At 69.5% G+C, this 25,181-nt stretch carries 31 protein-coding genes and 3 pseudogenes; 12 read left to right on the top strand and 22 right to left on the bottom strand.

Annotation, left to right across the window (positions count from 1 at the left end):
- Window positions 1-25 precede the first annotated feature (25 nt).
- The 4 genes from WMF31_RS20235 to WMF31_RS20220 are packed head-to-tail and all read right to left on the bottom strand — an operon-like array spanning window position 26 to window position 3,006.
- Window positions 26-1,417, bottom strand: coding sequence for a DUF4349 domain-containing protein (locus WMF31_RS20235; protein WP_436603526.1), 1,392 nt, complete (start codon window positions 1,415-1,417; stop codon window positions 26-28).
- Window positions 1,418-1,424: 7 nt separating this feature from the next.
- The gene (locus WMF31_RS20230; protein WP_436603525.1) at window positions 1,425-2,090 is read right to left on the bottom strand and encodes a nucleotidyltransferase domain-containing protein; all 666 of its coding nucleotides are present in this window, start codon (window positions 2,088-2,090) and stop codon (window positions 1,425-1,427) included.
- Window positions 2,065-2,256 carry a hypothetical protein gene (locus WMF31_RS20225; protein WP_436603524.1) on the bottom strand — a complete coding sequence of 64 codons (192 nt, stop codon included), beginning with the start codon at window positions 2,254-2,256 and terminating at the stop codon, window positions 2,065-2,067. Before WMF31_RS20225 ends, WMF31_RS20230 begins: the two co-directional genes overlap by 26 nt.
- Window positions 2,257-2,271: 15 nt before the next feature.
- Entirely contained in the window at window positions 2,272-3,006 is a 735-nt protein-coding gene (locus WMF31_RS20220; protein WP_436603523.1) for a GlxA family transcriptional regulator, read from the bottom strand.
- 90 nt (window positions 3,007-3,096) lie between these two features.
- Between WMF31_RS20220 and WMF31_RS20215 the strand changes: the two genes are divergently transcribed.
- The 3 genes from WMF31_RS20215 to WMF31_RS20205 all read left to right on the top strand — a co-directional run bounded on the left by WMF31_RS20215 (window position 3,097) and on the right by WMF31_RS20205 (window position 4,530).
- Complete coding sequence (locus WMF31_RS20215) at window positions 3,097-3,729, top strand: glutathione S-transferase family protein (protein WP_436603522.1); 633 nt, start codon at window positions 3,097-3,099, stop codon at window positions 3,727-3,729.
- Window positions 3,730-3,856: 127 nt separating this feature from the next.
- The gene (locus WMF31_RS20210; protein WP_436603521.1) at window positions 3,857-4,276 is read left to right on the top strand and encodes an outer membrane protein assembly factor BamB family protein; all 420 of its coding nucleotides are present in this window, start codon (window positions 3,857-3,859) and stop codon (window positions 4,274-4,276) included.
- A gap of 137 nt (window positions 4,277-4,413) precedes the next feature.
- On the top strand, window positions 4,414-4,530 hold the full coding sequence (locus WMF31_RS20205) for an AraC family transcriptional regulator (protein WP_436603520.1): 117 nt from the start codon (window positions 4,414-4,416) through the stop codon (window positions 4,528-4,530).
- 63 nt (window positions 4,531-4,593) lie between these two features.
- Here WMF31_RS20205 and WMF31_RS20200 read toward each other — a convergent pair whose 3' ends face one another.
- Together WMF31_RS20200 and WMF31_RS20195 are read right to left on the bottom strand one after the other, a co-directional pair.
- On the bottom strand, window positions 4,594-5,808 hold the full coding sequence (locus WMF31_RS20200; protein ID WP_436603519.1) for a cytochrome P450: 1,215 nt from the start codon (window positions 5,806-5,808) through the stop codon (window positions 4,594-4,596).
- Between the two features lie 558 nt (window positions 5,809-6,366).
- Entirely contained in the window at window positions 6,367-7,341 is a 975-nt protein-coding gene (locus WMF31_RS20195) for an aldo/keto reductase (RefSeq protein WP_436603518.1), read from the bottom strand.
- Window positions 7,342-7,408: 67 nt separating this feature from the next.
- Between WMF31_RS20195 and WMF31_RS20190 the strand changes: the two genes are divergently transcribed.
- On the top strand, window positions 7,409-8,023 hold the full coding sequence (locus WMF31_RS20190) for a TetR/AcrR family transcriptional regulator (protein WP_436603517.1): 615 nt from the start codon (window positions 7,409-7,411) through the stop codon (window positions 8,021-8,023).
- Between the two features lie 749 nt (window positions 8,024-8,772).
- On the opposite strand, the pseudogene WMF31_RS20185 reads toward WMF31_RS20190, so the two are convergent.
- The 7 genes and pseudogenes from WMF31_RS20185 to WMF31_RS20155 all read right to left on the bottom strand — a co-directional run.
- Window positions 8,773-8,970: pseudogene (locus tag WMF31_RS20185) on the bottom strand (JAB domain-containing protein); the annotation flags it as partial.
- A gap of 32 nt (window positions 8,971-9,002) precedes the next feature.
- Entirely contained in the window at window positions 9,003-9,608 is a 606-nt protein-coding gene (locus WMF31_RS20180) for a hypothetical protein (RefSeq protein ID WP_436603516.1), read from the bottom strand.
- A 4-nt stretch (window positions 9,609-9,612) separates the two neighbouring features.
- Window positions 9,613-9,864: a hypothetical protein gene (locus WMF31_RS20175; protein WP_129347913.1), complete on the bottom strand. Its 252-nt coding sequence runs from the start codon at window positions 9,862-9,864 to the stop codon at window positions 9,613-9,615.
- A 279-nt stretch (window positions 9,865-10,143) separates the two neighbouring features.
- Window positions 10,144-10,749 carry a Uma2 family endonuclease gene (locus WMF31_RS20170; protein ID WP_436603515.1) on the bottom strand — a complete coding sequence of 202 codons (606 nt, stop codon included), beginning with the start codon at window positions 10,747-10,749 and terminating at the stop codon, window positions 10,144-10,146.
- Window positions 10,750-11,067: 318 nt separating this feature from the next.
- Window positions 11,068-11,694 (bottom strand): JAB domain-containing protein, encoded by a 627-nt coding sequence (locus WMF31_RS20165; protein WP_436603514.1) that lies wholly within the window; start codon window positions 11,692-11,694, stop codon window positions 11,068-11,070.
- Window positions 11,691-11,867, bottom strand: a pseudogene (locus tag WMF31_RS20160) (sigma factor-like helix-turn-helix DNA-binding protein); the annotation flags it as partial. The gene WMF31_RS20165 and the pseudogene WMF31_RS20160, both read right to left, overlap by 4 nt.
- A gap of 202 nt (window positions 11,868-12,069) precedes the next feature.
- A complete protein-coding gene (locus WMF31_RS20155; RefSeq protein ID WP_436603513.1) occupies window positions 12,070-12,492 on the bottom strand; it encodes an HNH endonuclease in 423 nt (140 codons plus the stop codon).
- A gap of 516 nt (window positions 12,493-13,008) precedes the next feature.
- Between WMF31_RS20155 and WMF31_RS20150 the strand changes: the two genes are divergently transcribed.
- The 4 genes from WMF31_RS20150 (at window position 13,009) to WMF31_RS20135 (ending at window position 15,200) form a co-directional block, all read left to right on the top strand.
- On the top strand, window positions 13,009-14,088 hold the full coding sequence (locus WMF31_RS20150; RefSeq protein WP_436606577.1) for a WYL domain-containing protein: 1,080 nt from the start codon (window positions 13,009-13,011) through the stop codon (window positions 14,086-14,088).
- A gap of 235 nt (window positions 14,089-14,323) precedes the next feature.
- Window positions 14,324-14,497, top strand: a complete 174-nt coding sequence (locus WMF31_RS20145; protein WP_436603512.1) for a hypothetical protein — start codon at window positions 14,324-14,326, stop codon at window positions 14,495-14,497.
- On the top strand, window positions 14,494-14,748 hold the full coding sequence (locus WMF31_RS20140; protein WP_436603511.1) for a hypothetical protein: 255 nt from the start codon (window positions 14,494-14,496) through the stop codon (window positions 14,746-14,748). The genes WMF31_RS20145 and WMF31_RS20140 overlap by 4 nt, the downstream gene beginning before the upstream one ends.
- Window positions 14,745-15,200, top strand: coding sequence for a type II toxin-antitoxin system VapC family toxin (locus WMF31_RS20135; protein ID WP_436603510.1), 456 nt, complete (start codon window positions 14,745-14,747; stop codon window positions 15,198-15,200). The genes WMF31_RS20140 and WMF31_RS20135 overlap by 4 nt, the downstream gene beginning before the upstream one ends.
- A gap of 317 nt (window positions 15,201-15,517) precedes the next feature.
- On the opposite strand, the gene WMF31_RS20130 is transcribed toward WMF31_RS20135, so the two are convergent.
- Together WMF31_RS20130 and WMF31_RS20125 are read right to left on the bottom strand one after the other, a co-directional pair.
- Window positions 15,518-16,144: a JAB domain-containing protein gene (locus tag WMF31_RS20130; protein WP_436603509.1), complete on the bottom strand. Its 627-nt coding sequence runs from the start codon at window positions 16,142-16,144 to the stop codon at window positions 15,518-15,520.
- Complete coding sequence (locus tag WMF31_RS20125; RefSeq protein ID WP_436603508.1) at window positions 16,141-16,692, bottom strand: RNA polymerase sigma factor; 552 nt, start codon at window positions 16,690-16,692, stop codon at window positions 16,141-16,143. Before WMF31_RS20125 ends, WMF31_RS20130 begins: the two co-directional genes overlap by 4 nt.
- Window positions 16,693-16,958: 266 nt before the next feature.
- On the opposite strand from WMF31_RS20125, the gene WMF31_RS20120 reads away from it, so the two are divergent.
- Window positions 16,959-17,252, top strand: a complete 294-nt coding sequence (locus WMF31_RS20120; protein ID WP_129347920.1) for a helix-turn-helix domain-containing protein — start codon at window positions 16,959-16,961, stop codon at window positions 17,250-17,252.
- A 363-nt stretch (window positions 17,253-17,615) separates the two neighbouring features.
- On the opposite strand, the gene WMF31_RS20115 is transcribed toward WMF31_RS20120, so the two are convergent.
- Window positions 17,616-18,566, bottom strand: coding sequence for an integron integrase (locus tag WMF31_RS20115; protein WP_436603507.1), 951 nt, complete (start codon window positions 18,564-18,566; stop codon window positions 17,616-17,618).
- Window positions 18,567-18,976: 410 nt separating this feature from the next.
- On the opposite strand from WMF31_RS20115, the gene WMF31_RS20110 reads away from it, so the two are divergent.
- Window positions 18,977-19,498, top strand: coding sequence for a dihydrofolate reductase family protein (locus tag WMF31_RS20110; protein WP_436603506.1), 522 nt, complete (start codon window positions 18,977-18,979; stop codon window positions 19,496-19,498).
- A gap of 90 nt (window positions 19,499-19,588) precedes the next feature.
- Here WMF31_RS20110 and WMF31_RS20105 read toward each other — a convergent pair whose 3' ends face one another.
- From WMF31_RS20105 to WMF31_RS20080, 6 genes and pseudogenes are all read right to left on the bottom strand, one after another.
- Window positions 19,589-19,942: a hypothetical protein gene (locus WMF31_RS20105; RefSeq protein WP_129347919.1), complete on the bottom strand. Its 354-nt coding sequence runs from the start codon at window positions 19,940-19,942 to the stop codon at window positions 19,589-19,591.
- Between the two features lie 106 nt (window positions 19,943-20,048).
- On the bottom strand, window positions 20,049-20,318 hold the full coding sequence (locus WMF31_RS20100; protein ID WP_129348459.1) for a hypothetical protein: 270 nt from the start codon (window positions 20,316-20,318) through the stop codon (window positions 20,049-20,051).
- Window positions 20,315-21,151 (bottom strand): ExeA family protein, encoded by an 837-nt coding sequence (locus tag WMF31_RS20095; protein WP_129348457.1) that lies wholly within the window; start codon window positions 21,149-21,151, stop codon window positions 20,315-20,317. Before WMF31_RS20095 ends, WMF31_RS20100 begins: the two co-directional genes overlap by 4 nt.
- Before the next feature lie 86 nt (window positions 21,152-21,237).
- A pseudogene (locus WMF31_RS20090) lies at window positions 21,238-22,647 on the bottom strand (IS481 family transposase); the annotation flags it as partial.
- 100 nt (window positions 22,648-22,747) lie between these two features.
- Window positions 22,748-23,437 (bottom strand): hypothetical protein, encoded by a 690-nt coding sequence (locus WMF31_RS20085; RefSeq protein WP_129348455.1) that lies wholly within the window; start codon window positions 23,435-23,437, stop codon window positions 22,748-22,750.
- 116 nt (window positions 23,438-23,553) lie between these two features.
- Entirely contained in the window at window positions 23,554-23,766 is a 213-nt protein-coding gene (locus WMF31_RS20080) for a DUF6036 family nucleotidyltransferase (RefSeq protein WP_436603505.1), read from the bottom strand.
- A gap of 350 nt (window positions 23,767-24,116) precedes the next feature.
- Here WMF31_RS20080 and WMF31_RS20075 point away from each other — a divergent pair, with 350 nt between their 5' ends.
- Both WMF31_RS20075 and WMF31_RS20070 read left to right on the top strand, forming a co-directional pair.
- Window positions 24,117-24,467 (top strand): hypothetical protein, encoded by a 351-nt coding sequence (locus tag WMF31_RS20075; protein WP_436603504.1) that lies wholly within the window; start codon window positions 24,117-24,119, stop codon window positions 24,465-24,467.
- 336 nt (window positions 24,468-24,803) lie between these two features.
- Window positions 24,804-25,064, top strand: a complete 261-nt coding sequence (locus tag WMF31_RS20070; RefSeq protein WP_436603503.1) for an AbrB/MazE/SpoVT family DNA-binding domain-containing protein — start codon at window positions 24,804-24,806, stop codon at window positions 25,062-25,064.
- Window positions 25,065-25,181: the final 117 nt, after the last annotated feature.

Raw genomic sequence — 25,181 nt, 5'->3', positions numbered from 1 at the left:
GCGCGCCGTGGCGCATCGGGGCGTGCTACGTGTCCGGGAATTCGCTCTTTTCGAGCTCGAGGAGCCGCGCGAGGTTCGCGGGATCGGTGCGCGACGGCGCGAAGCCGATCCACCGGAGACCGCTGGCCCTCGCCTTTTCCCAGGTCGCGCGGCATGCCGCGAACCAGTCACGAACGAGCTCGTCCCGGCTCTCCCGGTACTCTTCCGGCCGGTACATCATGGATCGATAGGACTGGAGCATGACGAGCGTCTTGATCGTCGACAAATCGACGTCGCGCGGCCTCTCGTCCGACCAGACCAGCATTCCCTTGGTCAGCTCGTAGCTCACCTGCGCGTTCGGATCCTCCGTGAGCGCCTCGATCTTCGCCCGGTCGGCGGGCGGGAACAGATCGTTCGAGTCCCTGTCTTGCGGCGGCGGCGGGGCATACGACCCCTGCGGCGGCGGAGCGTACGGCCCATGGGCCGGCGGCGCGCCGTGCGCCGGCGGCTGGGCGCCCGGGTGAGGCTGCGCGGCGCCCGCCCGGAGCGGCCGGCCGGGGCTCGCCGCGGCGCGCCGCCGGACGACGCCGCGGAGCGCGTAGTACAGCGCCGCGCCGAGCGCCGCGAGCAGCAGCAGCGTGGGGCCCGCGGTCGCGAGGAGGACCGCGCTGCCCACCGCGAAGGCCCCCGCGTTCTCGATCCCCTCCCTGGCCGCGCGGGCGATCTTGCCGCCGGCGCCCGCGGCCTCCTCGCCGTGGCGCGCGCTGACCGAGATCTTGACCGTCGCATACGCGATCTGGCCCTCGAGCAGCCGCTCCTGCGCCTCGATCTGCTCGATCGTCTCGCGCACGCCGCCGAGCTGCTTCTCGACGGCGACCACGTCCGCGAGGCTGCCGGTCCTGTCCGACAGGAGGTCGAGCAGCCGCTTCTCCTGGGCGCGGGCGTTGCGGAGCCGCGCGCCGATGTCCGCGCGCTGCTCGGTCACGTCCTCCGCCTTCTCCGCGTCAGCGACCACCTCGCCGATCGCGGCCACCGCGGCGCGGAACGCGCCGACCCTCGCCGAGGGGACCCGCGCCTCGAGCGCCGCGCTGCGGTGCGCTCCGAAGTACACCCGGGCGTCGCTCACGTAGCCGCCGTGCTCCTCGACCGCGGTCCGGAGCCGCTGCATGGCCGGCTCGAACGCGTCGACCTGGATCGTCGTCTCGACGGTGATCCGCATCGCCCGCTGGGCGAGGGGCGGCACCCCGGGCGGCGACGCCTGCGCCTTCAGGTCGAGCGCGGCCGCCTGCACCGCCGCGGGCGCGGCGGCGGAATCGCCCCGCGCCGCGCCGGGGCTCTCGGACCTGGCGCATGCGGCGGCCAGGGGCATCGCGGTGAGACAGGCGACGGACAGCATCGCGCGCAGGCGCGCGCTGCGAGGCGGGGCGCTCCAGGGCATACCCGTCCTACGGCGCAAGGCCGGCGATCTTACACCCGCGCTCGCCCGGTCCGCCCGCGCCCGATCCCCCTTCGGGCGCGCGTCGCGCGCGGGCGGCGTGGTCGCGGCGGCGGAGGAGCTCGAAGGGGGCGGCGAACCGGGTCGCGTCGAACAGCGCGATCTGCGGATCGGCGCTCAGCTCCGCCGCCGTTCGTCGAGCGTGGCGCGGAGCACCTGGAGCATGATCCGATCCTTGGGTCGGGTAAGCTTCTCCTTGACCGCGATGAGCCGTTCGAGCGTGATCGAGCGTGATGACGCGTATCGGAATTCCACCGAGATCCAGCTCTTCGCTATCGGCCAAGAGCTCCTCGTACGACGTCCCTTCGTCGATTGTGCCCAGAAGATCGAGCGTTCCCCTGTTGGTCGCCAGCAGCTGGTGCCCAGTGGAGGCCAGATGAGAGGCGCCTGGCGAAAGCCTCCTCTGGAGATCTACCCGGTAGACGGCATCGAGCTCACGCAGCGCGCCGAGCAGCCGTTCGATATTGTCCGGCGTGCGAGCGTGTACGACGTCGAGATCGAACGTGTTGACGGGGGCTCCCTGGATCACGGCGGCAACGCCACCGACGACGATGAAGTCGACCCGGTAGCGGGCGAGCACGCCGAGGAGCTCAGCGATCTTCGTCGGTGCGGGCATGCGGTTCTCGCGCGCGCCTGCTCTCGCGGGCGAGCGTGACGAAGTCGATGTGGGCCTGGAGGGTGGCGACCCGATCTGCTGGCGTGAGGCTCAGCATCCAGCGGATGAGCGTGAGGTCGACGCCGTCCTCATTGTAGACCGGAGGTGTCGCTTCAGGTTCGGCCATCGTGGGTGGAGCGTATCACGCACTGCTGCGATGGACGAGCCACGCGCCTCGCGACGGACCGCGGCGCGCTCCAAGCAGGCATGCGACGCCAGGCGTCGCGCCGGCCGTCATCGCGCGAACCCGTGCTGGAGGTTGGCCGGGCCATGCTCCGGGGTTGACCGCGCAGGCTTCGACGATGGCTGTTCCCGCATGGAATGATGGCCGACCCATCATTCCATGCAGCGGGAGGTCCGTGCCGGCGACGGCCTGGCAGGCGGCCTCGAGGCGCATGGCCGCGACCACCTTCGCCGGCGTCTGCCCGAGCGCGGCCGTGTACGCGCGCGCGAAGGTGCGCGGGCTCATCCCCGCCTGCGCGGCCAGGCGCTCGACGCGGAGATCGCCGGCGAGGTGGTCCGCCATCCAGGCATGCAGGTCGGCGAAGGTGCCGCCCTCGGCGGCCTGCGCCGCGAGCGGCGCGCTGAACTGCGACTGCCCGCCAGGCCGCTTGAGGAACACGACGAGCTGCCGGGCGACCGCCATCGCCGCGCGGTGCCCGAGGTCCTCCTCGACGAGCGCGAGGGCGAGGGCGAGGTCGATGCCGGCGGAGATGCCGGCCGAGGTCCAGATCGAGCCGTCGCGCAGGTAGACGGAGTCCGCGTCGACGCGGACGCGCGGGTGGCGCTCCGCGAGGAGCGGCGCGGAGCGCCAGTGGGTCGCCGCGCGGCGACCGTCGAGCAGGCCCGCGGCGGGCCAGGCGGGGGCGGCGACCATCTGGCGCCGCGCCCAGCGGGGCCGGCCTGTGGTAGCCTCCGCCGCGCCGCCAACCGACCGGCTGAAACGAACGGAGAAAGAGACACCACCATGGCCATCGTTCTTTACCACCACCCGTTTTCGCGCGCCGCCAACACGGTGTGGATGCTCGAGGAAGTCGGCGTCGAGTACGAGCTCAAGTTCGTCGACATCATGGCCGGCGACCAGAAGAAGGAGGACGTCACGAAGCTCAATCCGATGGGCAAGCTGCCCTTGCTCGTCGACGGCGACACCGTCGTCACCGAGTCCGCGGCGATCGGCCTCTATCTCGCGGATCGTTATGCCCCGGGCCGCCTCGCGCCGAAGCTCGACGACGCGGCGCGCGGCACGTATTTTCGCTGGTCGCTCTTCGCCCCCTCGGTCATCGAGCCCGGCTCGATGGCCAGGGCCGGCAACTGGGAGTTCCGCGCCGGCTCCGCCGGCTGGGGCAACTACGACGACATGATCGCGACGATGGAATCGGCCATCGCTGGCCGTGATTTCGTCCTCGGCAAGGAGTTCTCGATGGCCGACGTCATCTTCGGCGGCACCATCGCGTACATGCTCGACTTCAAGATGCTCGAGCCGCGCCCGAGCTTCACCGGATATGCCGAGCGGGTCAAAGCCCGCCCGGCGTACGCGAAGAGCGAGGCGCGCAACAAAGCCGTGATGGACGAGCGCGGCCTCAAGATGCCTGGGGCTTAGAGCGCCCTGAAGGATTGAAGCGGAGCGCCTCGGCGAGCGCGCGGCTCGCGACCGCGCGCGCTCGCAACTTGCCACGCCGCCCCCTGGCTGATAGCTCACTGAGCGCGAGCAGGAAGAGAGGCGACGGATGAGCGAATACCGGACAACCGCGGCGGCGCCGGTGCTGGTGGCGGCGTTCCTGGGTCAGATCTTCGGGGTGGATCCCGTCACCGGGCGCGTGCTCTGGGAGCACAAGCAGGACGGGGCCGGGTTCTCGTCCACGGCGCTCCTGATCACGCCCGCGGCGATCTACGCCGCGACGATCAGCAGCGTCGTCTGTCTGCAGTACCCGACGGGCGAGCTGCTCTGGCAGGCGCAGACCGCCACGCAAGGCCGCGCCACGCTGCTCCTGGAGGGAGACCGGCTCTTCGTCGCCAAGCAGGGCGAGATCGAGTGTTTCTCGCTCACCGGCCAGAGCCTCTGGCACAACCGCTTCAAGGGCAAGGGGATCGGCCCGGTCGCCCTGGGCGTGCTGGGCAGCGTCGCCCAGTCCGACGACAAGGACTGACGCGCGCCGCGGCGCCCAGCTCCGGCGAGAGCCCGTCCATCGGCCGGAGGGCCACGCGCGCCTGCGCTCGCCGCCCTGTTGCTTGGGCAGGTCGCGGGCGAGGTGGAAACGGCCACGGGCGAGTTTTCACGCGGGGCGTGCCGCCGTCCAAGATCGCCGCGCGCGTCGGCCTCTACGACCAGAGCCAGCTCAACCGGCATTTCAAGCGCATCGTTGGCATCACGCCGGGACAGCTCGCGCGCGCCGTGGTGTGAGCGCGCCTCGCAGCGCTCGGCTCGCCCCGGATCGAAGCGGCGCCCAAGCCAGGAGGTCCTCGATCAGGGCAAGACGCCGCGGACCGGCAGCCGCGATGGGGTTCGCACGAAGACCATCGTGCTCCACTCAATGGTGGGGTTGACCAGATCGATTCGCTTGAATCGAGCGAGCAAGGATTCGAGCGCCACCCTCGCCTCCAGGCGCGCGAGGAGGTGGGCGACGCAGAAATGGACGCCGTGCCCGAACGCGACCGACGCCCCCGTCCCGGTCTTTGGCACATCGCGGTCCATATTGAACTCATCGGGGTCGGGAAACGCGGCCTCGTCGCGGTTGGCGGACGCGAGGATGACGGTCACTGGAGCGCCGGCGGGCACCTTGACGCCGCCCACCTCCGCTCCGGGCATCGCCTTGCGGAAGAGGTTATGGGTAGGCGGGTCCCACCGGAGCATTTCTTCGATGAATCGAGGGATGAGCGCCGGGTTTTCGCGCAGCCGCTCCGTGTCCGCGGGGCGCTTGGCGAGGGTCATGATCGATTTGCTGATCAACGTGGATGTGGTGTCGAACCCCGCTGGAACCAGGACGAAGACGAAGGACATGAGCTCTTCCGGGGTAAGCTTATGGCCGTCGATTTCGGCCTGGAGGAGCGCGCTCACGAGATCGTCGCCGGGCGCTCGCCGCCGCGCCTCGAGGACGTCCCCGAGGTAGCGCTCCATCTCGGCGACGGACGCGCGCACGCGCTCGGCATGCTCGGGGCTCTGCGGGACGGGCGTGACGCTGAGCATATCGTCCGTCCACCGCTTGAAATTGGCGTGGAGGGAAGGATCCAGGGTGAGGAGCTCGCCGATGACACCCGCTGTCATCGGGACGGCGTAGTCGGCGACGAAATCGGACTCACCCCTGGATTGTAGGGCGTCGGTGAGGCGCTCGGCGATGGAGCGGACCCTGGGCTCGATGCTCGTGATGATCCCGGGACCCAGGGCCCGGCTGACGAGGTTCCGGAGCTTCGTGTGCTCCGGCGGGTCCATGGAGAGCAGGGAGTGCGCCCCCGGCTGCCTCGGGAGCCAAGGCGGGTGAAAGGCGTCGACGTTGCCAGCGGACGAGAATTTTTGAGGGTTCTTGAGGACGGCGATGACATCGGCGTACCGGCTCACTGCCCAGGCGCCCAGCGGCTCGAGCACGCACACCGGCCCGGAGCGGCGCATCTCGGCGTAGGTGGGGAATGGGTCCGCCTGGAAATGGGGGGCGAACAAGTCAAACTTCCGCAGCTCTTGGGTCATGGGAATAGCTCTCCTGGGAGATATTCTACACGATGCGATCCGCTTGCTGACCAATCGCGTGTGAAAGCGACATTCCCATCAAGCTCGCGAATGGTCGCACGGTGACGTGGATCTCCGACCGAGCCGGACACAAGTCGAGCGGCCTGATCCACCATGACAAGCGCGCCGCGCGCAAGGTCGCCGAGCTTGGGATGGGTGACTTCGCCCCCCTGGACGAGGCGATCTCGGAGCTGAGAGGCAAGGGCGGCTCGCGAGCCGCCTCGCGTCCAGGGAGGCTCGCAGCGCGAGCACGCCGTTCACCTGCCGCACGCCGCTCTTCGTCGACGGCGGCATGGCGCAGGTCGGAGCGCTCGGCGCCTGGTTCATGCCGGCGCGCCACGGGATCTCCGTCCGCTGCGGCGCGCGTGCACTTCCACGTCGTGGTCGCGGACGCTCCCGATTCAATCGGTAGAGCCTGCGGGCACTGCCAAAATCCACGGGGAAGCGACGGATCGCGACGGTTCAGCGCCGCAGAACAGTGCCGCCAGGGTGTCCGGCGCGCTGAGCGACCCGGATCGCTCAGCGCGCCGCGTACTTCATGACGAACGAGGGGTACCGATCGCCGACGATCGCGCCCGGCGCGAACGCAGCGTCGAGCTGCGCGAGCTCGTCCGGGGAGACGCGCACGTCGAGCGCCGGGAGGTTCTCGTCGAGCCGCGCGCGCCGGCGGATGCCGACGAGCGGCACGATGTCGTCGCCGCGTGTGCGCAGCCACGCGATGGCCAGCTGGGCTGGCGTGCAGCGTTTCCGGGCGGCCAGGTCGACGAGCGGGCGGGCGGCGCGGACATTCTGCTCCAGGGCGTGTCCTTCCATCCGCGGCGCCACGAAGTGCGCGCCAGGGCTCGGCGCCGTCGCGCCGCTGAGCAGCCCGTCGGCGAGCACGCGGTAGGCGACGATGCCGATCCCGAGCTCGCGCGCGGTCGGCAAGATCTCTGCTTCGATGAAGCGGCACGCGAGCGAGTACTCGATCTCGAGCGCGGTGATGGGGTGCACGGCGTGCGCGCGGCGCAGGAGATCGGCGCCGACCTCGGACACGCCGACGTGACGGACCTTGCCCTCGCGCACGAGGTCGGCGATGGCGCCGATCGTCTCCTCGAAGGGCACGTCGGGATCGGGCCGCCCGGGCTGGTAGAGGTCGATCTCGTCGACGCCGAGGCGCTGGAGCGAGTAGGCCGCGAACGTCTTCACCGTGGCCGGGCGGCCGTCCATCCCGAGGAACTTCCCGCCCGGGGTACGCAGCATGCCGAACTTCACGCTCACGAAGGCCTGGTCGCGCCGGCCCTGGATGGCGCGTCCGATGAGCGCCTCGTTGTGCCCCATGCCGTAGAAATCGGCGGTGTCGAGGAGGTTCATCCCGGCGTCGAGCGCCGCCTGGATCGTGGCGATGCTCTCGGCGTCGCTGCCTTCGCCGCGGCTGGGCGACATCCCGCCGCAGCCGAGGCCCAGCGCGCCGACGAGCGGGCCGTCCTTGCCGAGATGCGTGCGCGGTATCATGGGCATCGTTCGAGCCATCAATCGACCCTCCTATGTTAGAGCGAACGCTCTATCAATGGTTCGCCGCATGCGCACTGTCAACCCCGACCAGCACGAGAAAAAGCGTCGCGAGCTCCTCCGCGCCGCCCAGCGCCGCTTCGCCGCCGAGGGCGTGCAGGCCTCCATCGCGAGCATCTGCGCCGAGGCGGGCGTCAGCCCTGGGCACCTCTACCACTACTTCCCGAGCAAGGAGGCCATCCTCGAGGGCCTCTTCCAGCTCGTGCTCGACGAGGCGGCCACGCACCTGTCGGGTGACGTGCAGGACGCGCGCGACCTCCCCGCGCTCGTGGCCGACCTCTACAGCAGCGGCAAGGGGCCGTCGCTCCTCTTCGACCTGCTCGCCGAGTCGCAGCGCAACGCGGCGATCGCGGAGCGGCTCCGGCGCCACAGCGCCGAGATGAAGCAGCTCCTCGCGAGCGCGATCGCGCGCGGGCAGGCCGCCGGCCTCGTCGACGACACGCTGTCGGCGCCGGACCTCGCGACCCTGCTGCTCGCCGTGCTGGACGGCAGCAAGGCGATGCGGCTGCGCGATCCAGCGGTCGACCGCGGCCACGCGCGCGAGATGCTGCTCGCGCTCGTGTCGCGCGTGCTCGGCACGTCCGGTGGTCGGCCGGGTGCAGGCGTGGGGCGGCGACGAGCATGAGATCCGGGGGAGACATCGGGCTTCGCGGCCGCTTCTGGTGTCGGTGACGTGCGAGGCCGCGCTGCGGGGGGGAGCGGCTCCCCTGCCTCACCCCTCCCGCGACTCCCTGGGCGACCGAGCGTGCGCTGGCGGTTTTCGGCTGGATGCGCAGGGCCGCAGCGCGCGGGCGGCGGGGCGCTGCCGGGGAGGCCCTCTCGCGTCCGCCCACGCCCGCCCGGGCCCTGGGCAGCCGCTGCCCCCCGCCCCGGCATCGTCGACCCCGGCGAGAGCCACAAGGGGTCGCCCGATGAGAGGCTCGTGCGTGGCGCGCCGCTGGACGCGAACGGGACGCAGGCGAGCACCTGGTGCGTGTGCCGGTCGACGGGCCATCGAGGGTCGTGCCTGAGGCAAGGCCTCATCGCCGAGGGAGGGCAGAAGACCCGCCCCGCGAATTTCGACGACCGTCCCGGCGCCGGTGTGCTGTTGACGGTGAGCCGCCGGATGGAGAAGCTCGCACCATGCGTAGCGCGCTGATCGTCGGTGACCTCCAGGTCGGGATTCTCGACAACTACCCGTTCACGAGGGCCGTGGTGCCGCCGGTGACCGAGCTGTTGCCGCGAGCCCGCGCCGCCGGGGTGCTGGTCGTATTCGTGCGTACCGCGTTTCGGGCCAACGGCGCGGACCTGGCGGGTGAGGTCTTCGCGGCCTTCCACCGGGCCGGTGACCTGTTCCACGAAGGGTCGCCGGGTACGGAGGTCGCGCTGGAGGTCACCGCGGACGAGCAGGCGCGTCTCGCGGACGCGGCCGTGGGTGTCGAGCGCCGCGATCCAGAGCTCCTCGTGCACGAGGGACGCGAGCCTCGGGCCGAAGTACCGCGCCACGCGGGCGGCGTCGGTGAGGAGCGCGCCCCGGCGCGCGCGGGCGGCGTGGGTGCGGCGGCCGAGCTCGAAGGCGGCGGCGAGGCGGGCGATCTGGGTGCGAGGCCCATCTCTCCAGCAAGCTATTGCGAGCCGAGCTTCGCAGCGGCCTCAGCTTGCGCGCGAGTGAGGAGGTCATCGACGCGAAGTTTCTCAGCCCACATGTTCAGGTATTGGTCGTTGATCTCGGCCCCGCTGACTCGAAGCACCTCGACGATGTCACGCCATTGCTTGGACGAGACTTCACCACCTTCACGGTACCAGAGCAGCTTCCGGAGGATGGTATCTTCGGGAGCCTTGACAAACAGCTCCTCTCCGCTGGCGCGGACCTTGACTTTTCGCCGGCGACTGAACTCGACCTCATCGTAGGGGCTCGGCCCGAGAGCGAAGATATCGATCTTCGTCACCATCGGCAGGTAGAAGATGTTCGCGCAGCTCCCGCGGGTCAGGGCGTCGCGAAGCACGTCTTGATCCACCTCGAAGTCCGGACCGAGGAGCTCCGCAAACGCGCGCACATGACGGGGCATCATCGCGACGACCAGATCGATATCGTTCGTCGCGCGCGGCTCACCTTGGAGGGAGCTCGCGAGGCTGCCGCCGATGAAGTACTCGCAGCCAAGGCTCTCGAGCGCGGCGGCGACGCGCAACGCCACGTCGAGCGCGGAGACGACATCCGTCGAGCTGCTCATGACATCACGCGGCGTCGGCCGGCACGTGGCCGAACAGCCGGCGCGCGCAGTCGTGCCCGTACAGCCTCACCGTGAGGCGAACGCGAAGCTCGTGGTCGTCCGCCCCTGGGTGGCGAGCGCGGATGCTCGCGAGCGCGAGCTCACGGACCGCCTGGCTCAGCCGCATCGCGGCCTCGAGCCGCTTCTCCGGAGGCATGCGCCGGAGCAGCTCGTGGTAGCGTGCGTCCGCTTGCGGCGAGGTGTCGACCATCGACATACAGCATGAGTTTAGCAGAAACCGCTCGCACGGGAAGGGCTCGCCGCTGGTCCCTCGCGAGCCAGGGTGTCGTTCCGGCGGGGTGCTCTCCCTCGCCCCATGCTCGCTCCCGGCTGACGTCCGAACTCCTTGCCAGATCCAGCGGAGCCGGCCTCCCATCCTCCTGCCGCGCAGGAGCGCACGCGTCGCTCGAAGTCGGCCTTGAATTACCCGTGAGCCCAGGGGAATCCCGCTATTGACCTCGCCAGGCAGGCACCATTGACAGCGGCCTGCGATCCTTCATCGGATCCAGATCGCCGCCAGATCGAGCTCCACCGCATCGAACGGCTCGGCCCTCACCTTCGCGTCCTCTTCGTAGGTCTCGAGCAGCACCCACCGTCCGCCCTCGAGCCGGTAGACCTCCAGCGTCCGCAGCAAGGGGCTGAGCAGCCAGACGTGCCCCACGCCTTCGCGCCGGTAGATCCGCATCTTCTTGCCCCGGTCGACGCGCTCGGTACGCGGCGAGATCACCTCGCACAACCAGTCTGGACAAACGTCGTAGTGCGCCGGCGTGTCCTCGTCCCCGAGGGCGTCCGGCATGCGCTCCCGCTTCCACCCGGCGAGATCGGGTACCACCTTGTCGGGCCGCGGCCCGAGGTGGAGCTCGGGTTCATCCAGGAGCACCCAGCCGCCGGGCCCGCCGTCGCCGAGGTCGAAGGCGCTGCCGAGCTTCATCGTGAGGCGCGATGCGCTCCGCGTGTGGGGGCGGCCGGGCCGCGGGAAGGTGAAGAGCTCCCCGTCGAGGATCTCTGCCACCCTCTCGGGCGGCACCGCGTCGAACGCTGCCTCGACCTCCGGTGCGTTGCGATCAGAATCCAGGTTGCGCGGCAGCACGCCGGTGCTCATGACCGACCCTACCACGAGAGCGTGGTCCCAGCCGGGGCGAGCGCCTGTTCCCGCGCCGTCCGAGGTCGTGCGCCTGGCTCACGATGCCGGGCCCCCCCGTGTGGACGCCGGCGCGCCGGCGGTCGCCGGAGGGGGCGCGTGGTGCGGGCCTATCTCCAAGCGGTGCCCTCTGGGTCGGGTCCCGCGGTGGCTCGACGTGCTCCAGCGCCGCGTGCCGCTGCCCCATGGCCTGCGGAGCTGCCGGCCGGGGCGGAGCCTGGCGGCTGGATGCGCAAGGGCGGGGCGCGGCGCCGCAGGGGCGCTGCGCCCCGCGAGGGCCTACTCGTGGACGGCGGCGTAGCGGCCGCTGGGGGTGACGATGACGTGGGCCTTGAGCGGGACGTGCAGTTCCTCGGAGAGGTGGCGCAGCTCCAGGGTCATGTCTTCGTCCTCGGGGGTGGGCGTGGGGTCGCCGCTGGGGTGGTTATGGGCCAGGACGAAGCTGTGGGCGGCCATGTCCAGCGCCGTGCGCAGGACGGTGGAGCGGCCGACGTAGAGGGCGTCGTCGGAACCGCGGGCGAGCAGGCGCGTCTCGCGGACGCGGCCGTGGGTGTCGAGGGCGGCGATCCAGAGCTCCTCGTGGACCAGGGAGGCGAGCCTCGGGCCGAAGTAGCGCGCCACGCGGGCGGCGTCGGTGAGGAGCGCGCCCCGGCGGGCGCGGGCGGCGTGGGTGCGGCGGCCGAGCTCGAAGGCGGCGGCGAGCCGGGTCGCGTCGAAGAGGGCGATCTGGGTGCGCTCGGCGAGGGCGGCGGGCGAGAGGCGGCCGAGCGAGGGGAGAGCGGCCGTGCCGAGGAGGCGCGGGCCGACGCCGGGCAGGCCGAGCACCATCTCGAGGAGGGCGGCCTCGGTCGCGGCCGGCAGCTCGGCCGCCGTCTCGGCGGGGGCGTCGACGGGGGCGCGGCTCATCGGGGGCATCGGGGCCACCTCCGAGAGCGGGTCAGGGCGCGGGCGAAGAGGCGGCGCGCGAGGCGGAGGCGGGTGGCGACCGTGGGGCGCGGGAGCGAGAGGGAGGCGGCGATCTCGCGCGAGGACAGGCCGGTGGCGGCGAGCGACAGGATCTCGCGCAGCTCGGGGCGGAGACGGTGGAAGGCGCGCGGCGGGCCACCGTGGCTGAGGGCAGCACGGCTCTCGAAAGATGCATGTCGGCTCGGCGAGCACGCTGGGCCTCGTGTGGCTACGAGGGCGCGGCCGGCGCCGGCTCACGCCGTGCCCCCTTGACCGGCCGTCCTGGGCCCCGCAGTCGTAGCGGCAGCGCCAGTCAAACTGGAACACCGTACCGGCCTACTTCGGCACCCTCACGGAATGACCGAAAATGCCACCGACAACAGCTCCAACGAGGACACCGGCCGGCCCCGCTACCAAACCTCCAGCCACAGCACCGGCCGTAAGCCCGTGGACGGTGTTGTTGCCACGAATCTGAGCTTTCTTCTCACGCGAGTACGGAGCCCGCGTCTTTCCGTGGAGGGCTCGAGCCTGCCACGTCGAGCCGTCGCGCTTCCGCCGGTTACACGAGACGTGCGCCGGGAGGAGGTTGTTCAGACGATCCGTTCCACCCCGAGCTCTGGGCACCGAATGCTCTACCTCCCAGCCGCCGCGTGCGTATGGCAGCCCGTAGTTATGGAAGGTGAGCACACCGTGGCAGATGTGGCAATTTCCGTCGGTTTTGAAGAAGATATATAGCAGCCGTTCGGTACTGTACGCCATGGTAACTCCGTCGGGTTCGAGTCGGACACCGCGATACCTCCGCCGATGAGGGGGGCATCCACGGAAGGCTTCTCCATTGCCGCTGCCTACCTCTTGGGTGCCCGGGTGGGCGACGGCGGCGATCGTTTATGTGGGTCTACGGGGACGGTCTTCGGTCCGGGCTTCGGGTAGTGCCGTTCGCCGGGCGGATTCGGTACGGGGGACGGTGGCGATCGTTTGTGCGGATTCACGGGCACGGTCTTGGGTCCAGTCATGTCGGGCTCCTCCTTCGAGCGCTGATCGGCGATCACTCATCCTCGACACGCCCCGTGGCGGCTCACATGATCCGCTGGAGCGCGACGCTCGGGTCGCGTCGTCGCGCCCTCGAAGAGGACCGTAAGCTCGGGAGCCCGGGCATGCTACACGATTTCCCGATGTGATCGCTACGCGATCACACGATCGCGAGGCGATCGTGGCGGAGCGCTCGATCATTTTTCTGTTGTGATCGCCACGTGATCACACGATCATCTCGTGATCATGACGGCGCGTGACGACGAAAAAGGCCGTACGGGCACGCTCGAGCGTGTGCTCGCCGTGCTGGACGAGCTTCTTCAGGGCAAGGAACACGATCGACGGTCCATCGCGGAGCTAGGCAAGGTGGAACCGTCGACGGCGGATCGTGATATCCGCCTGCTCACGAAGGTGCGGGGCGTCAGCGCAGTCAAAGAGGGTAAACGCAAGGTGCTGCGCTTCGACCAGCAGAAACTCCTCTCGGGATCGCCTGCTCCGAAGGATGCCGCCGTCATTGCGGCCTGCCTGGGCACAAGCCTCGCGAGCATCTTCGATGGCACAAGCTATGAGCCCGGAATGCGCGATGCGCTCTTGTTCATCCTGAATCGCGCCAAGAAGGGCAAGAAATTTCAAGACATCGATCGCAAGTTCATCTTTGTGCGCCGAGGCGGTGAGGCCGCGCTCTGCGAGAAGGCCGGCGAACTCGACGACGTCATCGATGCGCTCCTGCGTTCCCGGTACGCGACAATCGACTATTGCCACTTCAGCGGCGAGCGAGAAAACATCCGGATCAAGCCGCTCTCTCTCGCAATCTACGACCACCAGCTCTACGTCATCGGACGGTCTGACACCAAGCCACCCTACCCGTACCGATTCTCGCGCATCATGGGCGTCGATGTCGACCGAACCGTCTTCTCATACCCACCACGCCTGGACTATGACCCCGACCAGGTCTTCCAGCACAGCTTCGGCATCTTCATCGGTGCCGAAGCCGACGCTGCCGACGTCGAAGTGCTGCTGGCGCCACGATGGAGCACGTACGCAGCGGCGCACCGCTGGCACCTCACGCAGAAGATTGAAGTTCGTGAGGACGGAGTTCTCGTCCGCCTGCACGTAAAACCATGCCCCGAGCTCGAGAGCTGGATTCTCGGCTTCGGCGAGGAGGCTCGCGTCTTGAAGCCGGCATCGCTCGCGAGAAAGATCGCCGGACGCGTCGCTGCGATGGCAGCCAAGCACGGGCTCGTCTCCCGGGCGGCCCCCCCGGCTGGGACGTCGCCTTCCACTCGGAGGCGCTCGCGCCCGCAGAAACCGCGAACGCGACGGTAAGCGTGAGGCGGGTTCATCCGCGCGCCAAGACGATGCGCTCTGCGGTGAGGCGTCGTCAGAGCAGACAGCAGGGGGGATCGCCCGCTGATGCCGCCGGCGCGCAGGCGGTCTACGGAGGCGGCACGTGGGTGCGGGTCGACCTCGAGGCGGTGCCCTGCGTCGGTCCCGCGGTGGATCCACATGCGTCAGCGCCTCGTGCAGCCGCCGGAGGCATGCGGAGTTCCCGACCGGGGCGGTGAGCTGGATAGCGCGGCTGCACCGGGAGTTGCCCGTCTACGCGGAGTTCCTGGACGACGTGGCGGCGCTGCTCGCCGAGGACGCGGCCGCGCTCGTTCCGCCTGTTGAAACCATCTGCAACCGATCCTCGACTTCCTTCCTCGCTGCGGGGGTGGCATCCTGCCGGGCATGACCGTCGAGCAGATCGTCGCCGCCATCCGCGCCCTCCCTGTAACCGACCGGCTTCGCGTGATCGAGCTGGTCGCGCACGAGGCCGTCAGCGACGTCCCTGCTGCAGATCATCCACCTCGACGTGAGGGCGTCACCTTGACCGAGCGGCATGGCCTCCTGCTTGTCGACGCTGACGCCACCATGCCGGCCGAAGTGTTCGACCATCGCTCCGATCGCGATGAACGAGCGGACCGGATCCAGGGAGACTTGTGAAGCTCGCCTTCGATACGAGCGTGCTCGTCGCCGGACTGCACCGGGCGCATCCGCTCCACGGTCGCGCCGTCGTTTGGATCGACGCGGTGGCCAAGGGACGGGTGAGCGGCCTGGCCACCTGGCACGCCCTCGCGGAGCTCTGGTCCGTACTCACGCGCCTGCCGAAGCCGGCGCGAGCGAGCCCGGAGCAGGCGTTGCAAGTCGTCCGTCGGGTCCGGAGTGTGTACGACGTCCGCCCTGTGGATCCGGCCGTGTACGACGAGGCACTACAGCGGTGCACCGATCGCCAGCTCTCTTCCGGCGTCCTCTTCGATGCCCTGCACCTCGTGGCTGCCGAGCACGCCGGCGCGGATGCGCTCGTGACGTTCAACGGCTCGGACTTCCTCCGGCTTGCCGCTCCGACCTCTCCGCGCATCGTGATCCCTCCGGATCCACCCGAGGTCACCGTTTAACCCCTGACAGGGCTTCGTCCGGCGTGAGCTCTGTCCGCGACCACGCCTTACTTGCCGGACGATCCGCGCGAGCTCCGCGTGGAGGCGCCGGTCGTGGTGAGAGGCGGCGGGTCCTCGGCCACGAGGCGGAGTGACCCCCGACCGAGGTTGGGGTGACCAGGCCACGGCCAGTGGCTCCACGTGGTCCAGCTCGCCGTTCGGCTGCTTGAGTGCGCGGAGCTCCTGGCCGAGCCGGTCCTCTGGAGGCTGGCTGCTGGATGCGCAGGGGGGCGCAGGGGGCGCAGCGCCCCTTCACAGAGGTCTGCGCCCCGCGCGGCCTACTCGTGGACGGCGGCGTAGCGGCCGCTGGGGGTGACGATGACGTGGGCCTTGAGCGGGACGTTGAGCTCGGAGGCGAGGTGGCGCAGCGCCAGGGTCATCTCCTCGTCCTCGGGGGTGGGCGTGGGGTCGCCGCTCGGGTGGTTGTGGGCCAGGACGAAGCTGTGGGCGGCCATGTCCAGCGCGGTGCGCAGGACGGTGGCGGCGCCGACGTAGAGGCCGTCGTCGATGCCGCGGGCGAGCAGGCGCGTCTCGCGGACGCGGCCGTGGGTGTCGAGCGCGGCGATCCAGAGCTCCTCGTGGACCAGGGAGGCGAGCCTCGGGCCGAAGTACCGCGCCACGCGGGCGGCGTCGGTGAGGAGCGCGCCCCGGCGCGCGCGGGCGGCGTGGGTGCGGCGGCCGAGCTCGAAGGCGGCGGCGAGCCGGGTCGCGTCGAAGAGGGCGATCTGGGTGCGCTCGGCGAGCGCGGCGGGCGAGAGGCGACCGAGCGAGGCGAGAGCGGCCGTGCCGAGGAGGCGCGGGCCGACGCCGGGCAGGCCGAGCACCATCTCGAGGAGGGCGGCCTCGGTCGCGGTCGGCAGCTCGGCCGCCGTCTCGGCGGGGGCGTCGACGGGGGCGCGGCTCATCGGGCGCATCGGGGCCACCTCCGAGAGCGGGTGAGGGCGCGGGCGAAGAGGCGGCGCGCGAGGCGGAGGCGGGTGGCGACCGTGGGGCGCGGGAGCGAGAGGGAGGCGGCGATCTCGAGCGAGGAAAGGCCGGTGGCGGCGAGCGACAGGATCTCGCGCAGCTCGGGGCGGAGACGGTGGAAGGCCCGGAGGAGGCCGCGGGCGACGAGGCGGGCCTCGGGAGAGGGGGCGGCGAAGGCGGAGAGGCGGTCCGGGTCGACCGCGGGGAGCTCGTGGCGGCGGTGGGCCTTGTCGCGGTAGTGCGAGGCCTGCCGCGAGGCGATGCCGGCGAGCCAGCGGCGGAGGGCGTCGGCGGGAGGAAGCGCGGGCGGCGGGCGGAAGCGGTCGGCGCGCAGGCTGCGCCAGGCGCCGAGGAGGGTGTCCTGGGTGAGGTCGTCGAGATCGGCGGGGAGAACGCCGCGGGCGCGAAGGGTGCTGCGGATGAGCGGGCGCTGTTCGAGGAGCGCGGTGGGGTCGAGGTAGACGGCGGGGTGCGCGGCGGGAGACACGCGCCTGCCAGGCCAACGCCCGAGCGGGCGTGGAGCGCCGGAGCGGACGCGGCGGCAGGAGGGCGGATCGATCTCTTGGCCCTGTTCAGGGCGTGAACGTACTGTTCCCATGTCGGACCTCGTTCGAGCGGGGTTCGGCCACGCCGCCCGGGGTGTTACCAGCACCCGCGGGCGGCACTATTCGTGGTCCCGCAACCCTACGGGCTGCCGGCAGGAAGCGTCAAGGAAAAGCACGGTCGCGCCGCGTTATTCTGGGCCGGGCAAGGGTGTACGCCGACCTGGTGCGAACGCTCACCGTGGAGGCCGTTCTGGTCTACATCGCCGCGAATCTTCGGCGTCTGCGCCAGAAGCGCGGCATGACCCAGGAGGGCCTCGCGGAGGCTGCCGAGCTCGATCTCCGGACGTTGCAGGACATCGAGGGCATGCGGCAGAGCGTGAGCTTGGGCGCGCTCGTTCGGCTCGCGAACGCGCTCGACGTGTCACCAGCGGCTCTCCTCCGGCCGGCGGAGATGCCGGAGATCAAGCGCGGCCGGCCGCGCAAGCGTCCCGCCGGCAGCTGACAGCTAGACCCCAGTGTCCGCACCTCGACAGCCCCGGCCGTCCGCGCGCTTGGCTCAGCGTTGACGCGCGCTTCGCTACGACAGCGGACGCCGTCCCGCATGATGGATGACTCCGCAAGCCGCGGCAAACTGAATAGCCCCGCCGCTGATCGGCCGGACCTTTCCAGGGCTTCTTCTTCGGTTCGGAACGGCAGGGCGTCGTGGGCTCGGTCGCGCCTTCGTCCGGCGGAGACCCCGCACGCGCCTGCGCTGACCTCCTTGACAAGGTGGGGCAGCCGTCGGATACGCTATCTTTCCACGATGCGTGGGGGTGGCACGACGGCATGGGGGCGGAGTTCAAGGCGCTCCACGCGGAAGTGGCGATCAGCGGTCGAGAGGGCTGATCACGCCGAGAGGGCCGCGGTCGACGATGTGGGTGTAGATCATCGTGGTCCGCACATCCTTGTGGCCGAGCAATGTCTGGATCGTCCGGATGTCGGTGCCCGCCTCGAGCAGGTGGGTCGCGAAGCTGTGGCGGAGGGTATGGCATGTCGCGCGCTTGGTGAGCCCCGACGCCCGTCCGGCATTGTTCACGGCCCTTTGCACCGCCGATTCGTGCAGGTGGTAGAGGACCTGTCGACCCGTCGCTGGATCGGTGCAAGGGCGAGAGGCGGGGAAGAGGTACTGCCAGGGGAGGCTCGTGGCTGCTCCTGGCATCTTCGCTCGCAGAGCGTGGGGCAGGTCGACCTCGCCGCGGCCAGCCGCGAGTTCCTTCTTGTGCCGCTGCGCCACGGCGTCGAGCTGGGCCTGCAGCTCGTCGCGCGCCCGAGCGGGGAGCAAGGCCGGCCGATCGTGCTGTCCTTTCCCGCGGCGCACCATGATTTGCCGTCGATCAAGGTCGACGTCTTTGACGCGAATCGAAAGCGCTTCGAGGAGGCGGAGGCCGCTTCCGTAGAGGAGCTCGTCGATGAGCCGAAAAGGTGGGATCAGGTGCTCGAGCAAGGTGAGAGCGTCCTGTCGCGAGAGGACCGTGGGGAGGTGCTCCGGCCGGCGGGCACGCTCGAGCGCTTCGAGCCGGGGTATCTGCAGGCCGAGGACCCGTTTGTAAAGGAAGAGGAGCGCGCACAGCGCTTGGTTCTGCGTGGACGCCGCGCTGCGGCGCGCGACCGCAACATCGTTGAGGAAGGCCGTGACCTCTTCCGCGCCCATCTGCCGTGGGTGCTTGCCGTGATGAAAGCGAATAAATTCCCGAATCCAGTGGACATACGCCTCTTCGGTACGCGGCGAGTAATGCAGGCGCCGGATGGTGGCGCGCACGGCTTCGATGAGGGTCATGGGGGTGCTTCCCAGTGGTTAGGGCCGGTTCGTCGGACCCGCATTGACCCTTATCGGCGCAGGGCGGGCGCGAGTTGCGGCGGCCAGCGGATATTTGGGCCGCACATCAGTCGCTCGAGGCAATCAATTACAGGCACGCATTTTGCTTCTCGGCGCACCGTCGCCGTCCGAAGCCCCTCAACGGCGATACGTAGTTGTGCAGCGGCGGCCTATCTCCGGAGATGCGCAGATAGCCTGCGGAAGATCGCGACCTACCCGCGGGGATATCTAGATATGCTGCGGGGTGCCGCGACTCATCCGCGAGAACACGGTGATCGGGCACCGCGGTTCGCAGCCTACATGCAAAAACGCGAAGATATGTCGCGCGGCACAGATGATTGCGACGTTAGCCAGCAAGGGAGATCTACGCTATGAGAGGGTCCGTTTTTGTCGGTACCAGCCTCGACGGATACATTGCTCGCACAGACGGGACGCTCGATTTCCTTGATCCTTGGGCCGGTGAAGACGCAGGTTTCAAGGAGTTCTTGGCTTCGGTGGATGCGCTTGTTATGGGCCGCAAGACCTACGACATCGTCCTGGATGGCGGCACCTGGCATTACGGCGAGAAGCCTGTCTACGTCCTCAGTTCAAGGGATATCGCTCGACTCCCGGCTGGCGGCGTGGTGGAACGTATGTCTGGCACCGCCAACGACATCGCGTCAGCACTCGCCGTGCGAGGAATCGGGCACATCTATGTCGATGGTGGTGCCATCGTTCAGCAGTTTTTGCGTGCTGGGCTCATTCAGCGATTGATCATCTCTCGTGTGCCAGTTCTCATCGGTTCAGGAATTCCACTGTTCGGTGAGCTCGAACGTGATGTTGTCCTGAGGCATGTGGCCACTCGCAACTTTGCCAATGGTCTCGTTCAAAGCGAGTATGAAGTTGCTGGCTAACAACAGCATGCAGCGGACGGCGCTGCGCGCCGCCGCTGATGCTGGGCGTTGGGCGGCTTCCCCCCAAGCGGGCTTCGAGAGCGGGCGCGATCACGCCACCTTCAAGAACTCAGGCGGCGCGAGGATCCCGCGGCGCCGGAGCGGCTCCGGACCCTCCTGCTCGCAGAGCTGCCGAAGCCGCGGCATCGTTCGCGCGGCCTTCACCAGGCAGACAGGGGTGGGTGCCGCCTCGACCGTGCTCGTCCAGGGCGGGGGGGCCTGCCCGGCGCGCGCCGCCAGGAGCTCGGCGACACCGGCCGCGACACCGAGGGCGACCGGATCGAGGTCGGTCGGCGCCGGGATCGACGCCCATAGGATGCCCTGTCGGAGGCTGTCCGCGACCCACTGCCGGGCCACGAGCGCGTCGAACGACAGAAGGGCACGCACCAGGTCACGCAGATCCATGCTCGGCCTCCCAGAGATCACAGAAGGTGAGCATAACCACGAGAATTGAGGGGCTCTTGCGCACGGAGCTTGAGGGACGCGGAGCGTCAAGCGGGTAGCTTGCGCGTCAGAAGGGGATGCCGTCATCGTCGGGTTGTTCGAGGACGCGGTGGACGGCCGAGCGGTAGGAGCGGATGGCGCCGCGGAGCGAGCGGATCTGGACGAGCAGATGGCGTGCCGCGCACAGCGTAGGCGGCTCCGTCGGCTCGGCGAGCGTGTCGAGGGTCGGGTGCTCGAGCCGGAGCGCGGTGGAGACGGCATCGAGCGCAGCGGAGAGCAGCCGAAGCTCCAGGAGCTCGCGCGCGGCGTAGAGCCTGCGGCGGACCGAGGGGCTCATCGCTTCTTCGTCGATGCTTTCGGCCGCTGGGGCGGAGAGAAGACCTCGAGGTAGAGCTTCTCGTCGAGCCGTGGCAGGCCGCGGTCGGCGCCGGCGGCGAGCAGCTCGTCGCAGAGGTTCATCAGGATGCGGTAGTTGCCAGCGGCGTGATCGACGAGGGTGGCCTTCAGCTCCGGGGTCATCAAGGCGAGGTTGCCGGCGGCCTCGAGGAGATGGTCGAGACAGGCGGTGAGATCGTCGCGGGAGGCGTAATCGAGGTGGAGGCGGCGGCGGATGCGGCTGCCGAGGGGCAAGAGCTCGGGGGTACGCAGCCGCTCGGGCAGGCGGCCGTCGCCGGCGAAGATGACGCAGAGCAGCTGGCGAGCGTCGAAGTCCTTGCTGGCGAGGATGCGCAGCTCGCAGAGCACCTGAGTGAGCGCCTCCTGCGCCTCATCGAGGATGAGCACGGGGCGGCTGCGCGTCGTGCTGATGTGCTCGCTCCAGCGCGTCCGCAGCGCCTTGAAGCCGCCCCAGCGGTTATGGGCGCTCAGGGGCACGCCGAAGAGCTCGCCGAGCTCACGATAGAAGTCGGGCACGCGGCTCTGCGGGTGCTCGATGGTCCCGACCGTCACGTCAGGCAAGGTGCCGAGGTGCTCACGCACGAGCCTGAGCGCGACGCTCTTGCCGGTGCCGGGGTCGCCGGTGACGAGCGCGAAGCCGCCGTCGGTGACGCCGCTCTCGACGCGCCGCAGGAAGGTGTGGACCTGTGGCGTGACGTGGAGCGCCTCGACGGGGAGGTCGGGTCGGAAGGGGTTGAAGATGAGACTGTAGAGGGACAGGATCTTCGAGGTCATGAGAGGGCCTCCTCCGTCGATTCAAGACAAGGATCTTGGTTCGCTGGGTCGAGCGCGGCGCCATCCTCGGGAGCGCCGTCCTGCCCGCCGTCGTCGAGCGCCAGGTACGCAGGCGGCAACCCGGTGGCGGCGTACTCGGCCATCAGCGCCTTGAGGTGCGGCGCGATCCCGGAGCGCCGCGGCGCCGGCGCGGGCTCGGAGAGCGCGCGGCGCGCGCGATCGGCGTTCTTGACCTTGTCGAGCGGCCGGAGCGTGGTGAGGTGAGCGCCGGTGCGCGGGTCGACCAGATCGACATGGCTGAGGTCCCAGCGCGCCACGCGAAGGCGGAGCCGGTTCAGGGTGCGATAGGCAGAGGGGACCTCGTAGCGCACGCCGCACGCCGTCACGGTCCCATCGCTTTTGCGCTGGGTACGCGTGATCTCCATGCGAAAGGCGCGGCGCAGCTCCTCGGAGCCAGGGCTGGGCCGGCCGACGTCGGGACCGCGAAGGTAGCGTTCCAGCGGCGTCTCCTTGAGCTCGCTATGGACAGCGCGGTGGTACTCCTGCTCGATCCATGCCTGGGTGGCCTGGTTGAGCAGGCTGAGGGTCAACCCCTCGACGCCCTCGAGCATGGCGAGCAGGCGCTTTTCGATCGGGCCCCAGAAGGACTCTTGTTTGCCGTTCTGGGCGGGCGTGCGGGGCATCGTGTTGAAGTTGACGATGCCGAGGCGCAAGAGCCCCTCCGTGGTCTCGGCGGCGACCATCTGCGAGCCGTTGTCGTCGAGCAGGGCGCGCGGCAGTCCTCGCTTCTGGATCCCCTGCGAGAGCGCATGCACCAGGGCTTGCGTGTTCTCCTTGTAGTACCACTGCCCGTGGCAGCAGACCCGCGAGGCATCGTCGAGTACGCCGAGCATGACCGGCTTCACCCACGCGCCGGACGGGTGGAGCACCTTGAGCGAGCCCTTGTGGAAGTCGAGGTGCCACAGCCCGTTGACATGCTCGACCTCGAAGGACCTGACCTCGCGGGGCACGTAGCCCTCGCCCCGGGCGATACGGGTCTGCCGCTTCTTCTTCGTCAGGCCCTGGTCCTTCATGAAGCGGCAGATCGTCGCGTAACCGGGGAGCTTCCCGAGCGATGGATCCTGCTTCGCGCTCGCACAGAGGTTGTCATAGTGGAGCTGGTAACTCCAGGTCTCGTGCTCGGCGTGCTGCTTGCCGAGCGCGGCGGCGAGAGCCGGCGTGACGCTCGGATGGGTGCCGGCGTGCTTGGGCACCTTGCGTGCGAGCGCCCGAAACGGGTCGAGCTCGCTGCGCGCGGCGTAGTACCACCGCTCGATCGTCTTGGCGGAGAAACAGACCGTCTCGCCGGTCGTCGGGTGATGCCAGGGGCGGCCGGAGAGCTCGGCGATGGTCTCGCCGAGCCGCCCCCGCACCGCCGGCGAGGCGAGCAGCGGTCCGATGATCGAAAGGCGCAGACGTGCCCATCGCACGCGCGCTGGCGTGTCTTCGTGGCTCATGGGTCCTCTCCGCGGGCAGGGTCATCTGTCCGTGCGCCGCGAGGGAAACCCTACGCCAACCTGCGAATCCCTTCATTTTACATCTTCTGCGTGCCCCTCATCAGGCCCCAGCGCTCCTCAGAAATCGTGCGCCGTCAGCGACAGACCCCGTGCTCAGCGGCGCCAGCAGCTTGAGCAGCGCCGTGACCTGCTCGACGGCGCTGCCGGTCAGCCGCTCGAGCAGCGAGCAGGGCAGTCTCGCCGCGTCCACGGGCGAGGCGAGCAGCCCGCGCAACGCCACGAACAGGCCCGTGACCGGCAACTCCGTCTGCCACCACCTCGACCACCGCCCGAGCGTCCGCGCCGGGACCTGCGTCGCCGGGGTCCGTCTCGGCGAGGCCTGCGCCGGCGCGACCTCTGCCGGCGGCACGTCTGCCGGCGGGACCTGCGCCGGCGGACACGCCGTCGTGCGCCGCAAAAGCGCGCTCGCGCTCGCGACGATGACGACCGCGCCGAGGTAGACGCGCCGGCCCAGAAAGACGACCGACGGCGGCGTGCGCCGCCGCCGGCACCCCTCCCGGCGGCAGCAGTAGCTGATCCTTCGCACCGGCGGCTCCGCGGTCGCCGCGATGAAGCGATCGCCGCGGGGCTTGCGGTCATAGTCGCTACGATCCAGCGGGCCGCCGCACCGCGGGCACCCCGCCCGCGCCACCTGCCGCGCGATCTCCTGGTCGATCTCCTGGAGGCATGAGAAAAATTTGTCCCCGAGGACAAAGGCGAGCCAGCATGCATCCTCTCCGGTCTTCCACACCCGGAGCGGGCCCTCTCGGACGACTTATGGCAAGTTTTCTGAGGGGGCTTCGTCTTTTGTTCCTCGGCAAACCTGATCGGAATCGAGCGAACGCCCCTCCATCTTGAAGGCGCTGCTCAGTCCGCGACTCGCTGGACGGCCTTGCGGACGAGCGCCGGATCGATGCGGCTCAGGATCAGGGCATCGACGTCCTTCGTGGCCTCGCGGGCGCCGTACAGCAACACGACGGCCGCACCGCCGACGACCACGATCTCGCAGCGCGTAGACATGTCCGCGAGCTCGTCGGCGAGCGCCACGAGAGCGCGGCGGATGTCGTCACGCGAGAGCATGGTGCCATGCTACCGCGCTGCGCCGCGGAGCGCACGCTGCGACGTCCTCAAGGAGGTCGGTGCCGGCTGCGCCGGCGGCTCCGGCTGCCCTCGTTCACCACCATCTGCGCGAGCGGGGCCGCGAGCGCGTGGTGGAGGGTCCCACCTCATCGTTGCCCTTTCGGCCGCGCCCGCTCGGCGTACGCTCGTCCGCACCTGCCCCCCCCCCGCGACCATGCCGCCCAACCAGCCGCTGCTGCTGACGATCGCGCACAGGCGCGCCTTAAGCACTTTAGGTAGTTCCGACGCGGGATGCGACCGTGAACGGAATATGAACGAGATCGCTCGGCGCAACGCTAAACGGAGTGAAGATGAAGATCGAACGGTCACGAAACGTCGGAGCCGAAAATTGCGAAGAGTGTAGGGACCGCGAACCATGGGACAAGACCATCGCTGCCGTCGCGCGCCAATTGGCTGCACACGGCGTGACTTGGCCCGCGTTCGTCATCATGCACGGGCACGACCGTCGGTGCGCGGAAGCGCTGGGCGCGGAGAACTTCGATCGCAGTCACTACATTGTTGCGGTTGATGAAGAAGGCAAGAAAGCAAAGGACGCCTCCGTGTTCGACCGGAAGGACGGGAGCTTCGTCGGGGTGACCAGCGTCATCAACGGCAGTGCCTTCCACCGAGGAAGATCTTCGTGTGAGCGCTGCTCTCGATAGTCGCGTTGAGCATGGGCGGCGGCTGGGGTGGCGGAATGCGGCGAGGTTCTTCGTGACCGATGCCTGTCGCAGCGCAACGGTTCTCTGCGCCGCCCAACTCAGCGATGGAGACCGACGCGGTGGGCTGGCGAGCGAAGCTAGCCTGCCCACCGCGCGGCTCATCGCCAAATCGTTGGGCCGGCGGAGGCCCCGGTGCGGTACCATCGGGGCATCCCTGGAGGCGCACCGTCCGCGATGTTCTATGGGGCGGATATGGCTCGTCGCTTCCAGCCGGGCTCATCGACGGGCCGAGCGGCCGTCGTTTCTCAGGGCTCATTACCGTGGTACTGTGCCAGCATGAAGCTCGCGCAATCCAGGGTCACGGCTCAGGGGCAGATCTCGGTTCCCGCGGAGGTGCGCATGCGCCTCGAACTGGTGCCGGGATCCATCCTGGAATGGGATGCCGAAGGTGATCGAATCACCGTGCGGCGCGTTGGTCGGCACAGCTTCGAGGACCTTCACCGGGCACTGTTCTCGCGGGAACCTCAGCCGCGCAGCCTTGAGGATCTCAAGGAGGCCATCAGGCAGCGCATGAGGGCCCGCCATGCGCGCCGTTGACATGAATGTCCTCGTTCGCTTGCTGGCACGCGACGACGCCGCGCCGCACACGCCGAGCCCGCCCCTGCAGCCCGCCGCCCCGCGATAGCGGCGCGCTCCGCCGGAACCTGAACGAGC

The sequence above is a fragment of the Sorangium sp. So ce1036 genome (assembly GCF_051369805.1).
Lineage (GTDB): Bacteria > Myxococcota_A > Polyangia > Polyangiales > Polyangiaceae > Sorangium > Sorangium cellulosum_F.
This window is presented reverse-complemented; position numbering and strand designations above follow the sequence as displayed.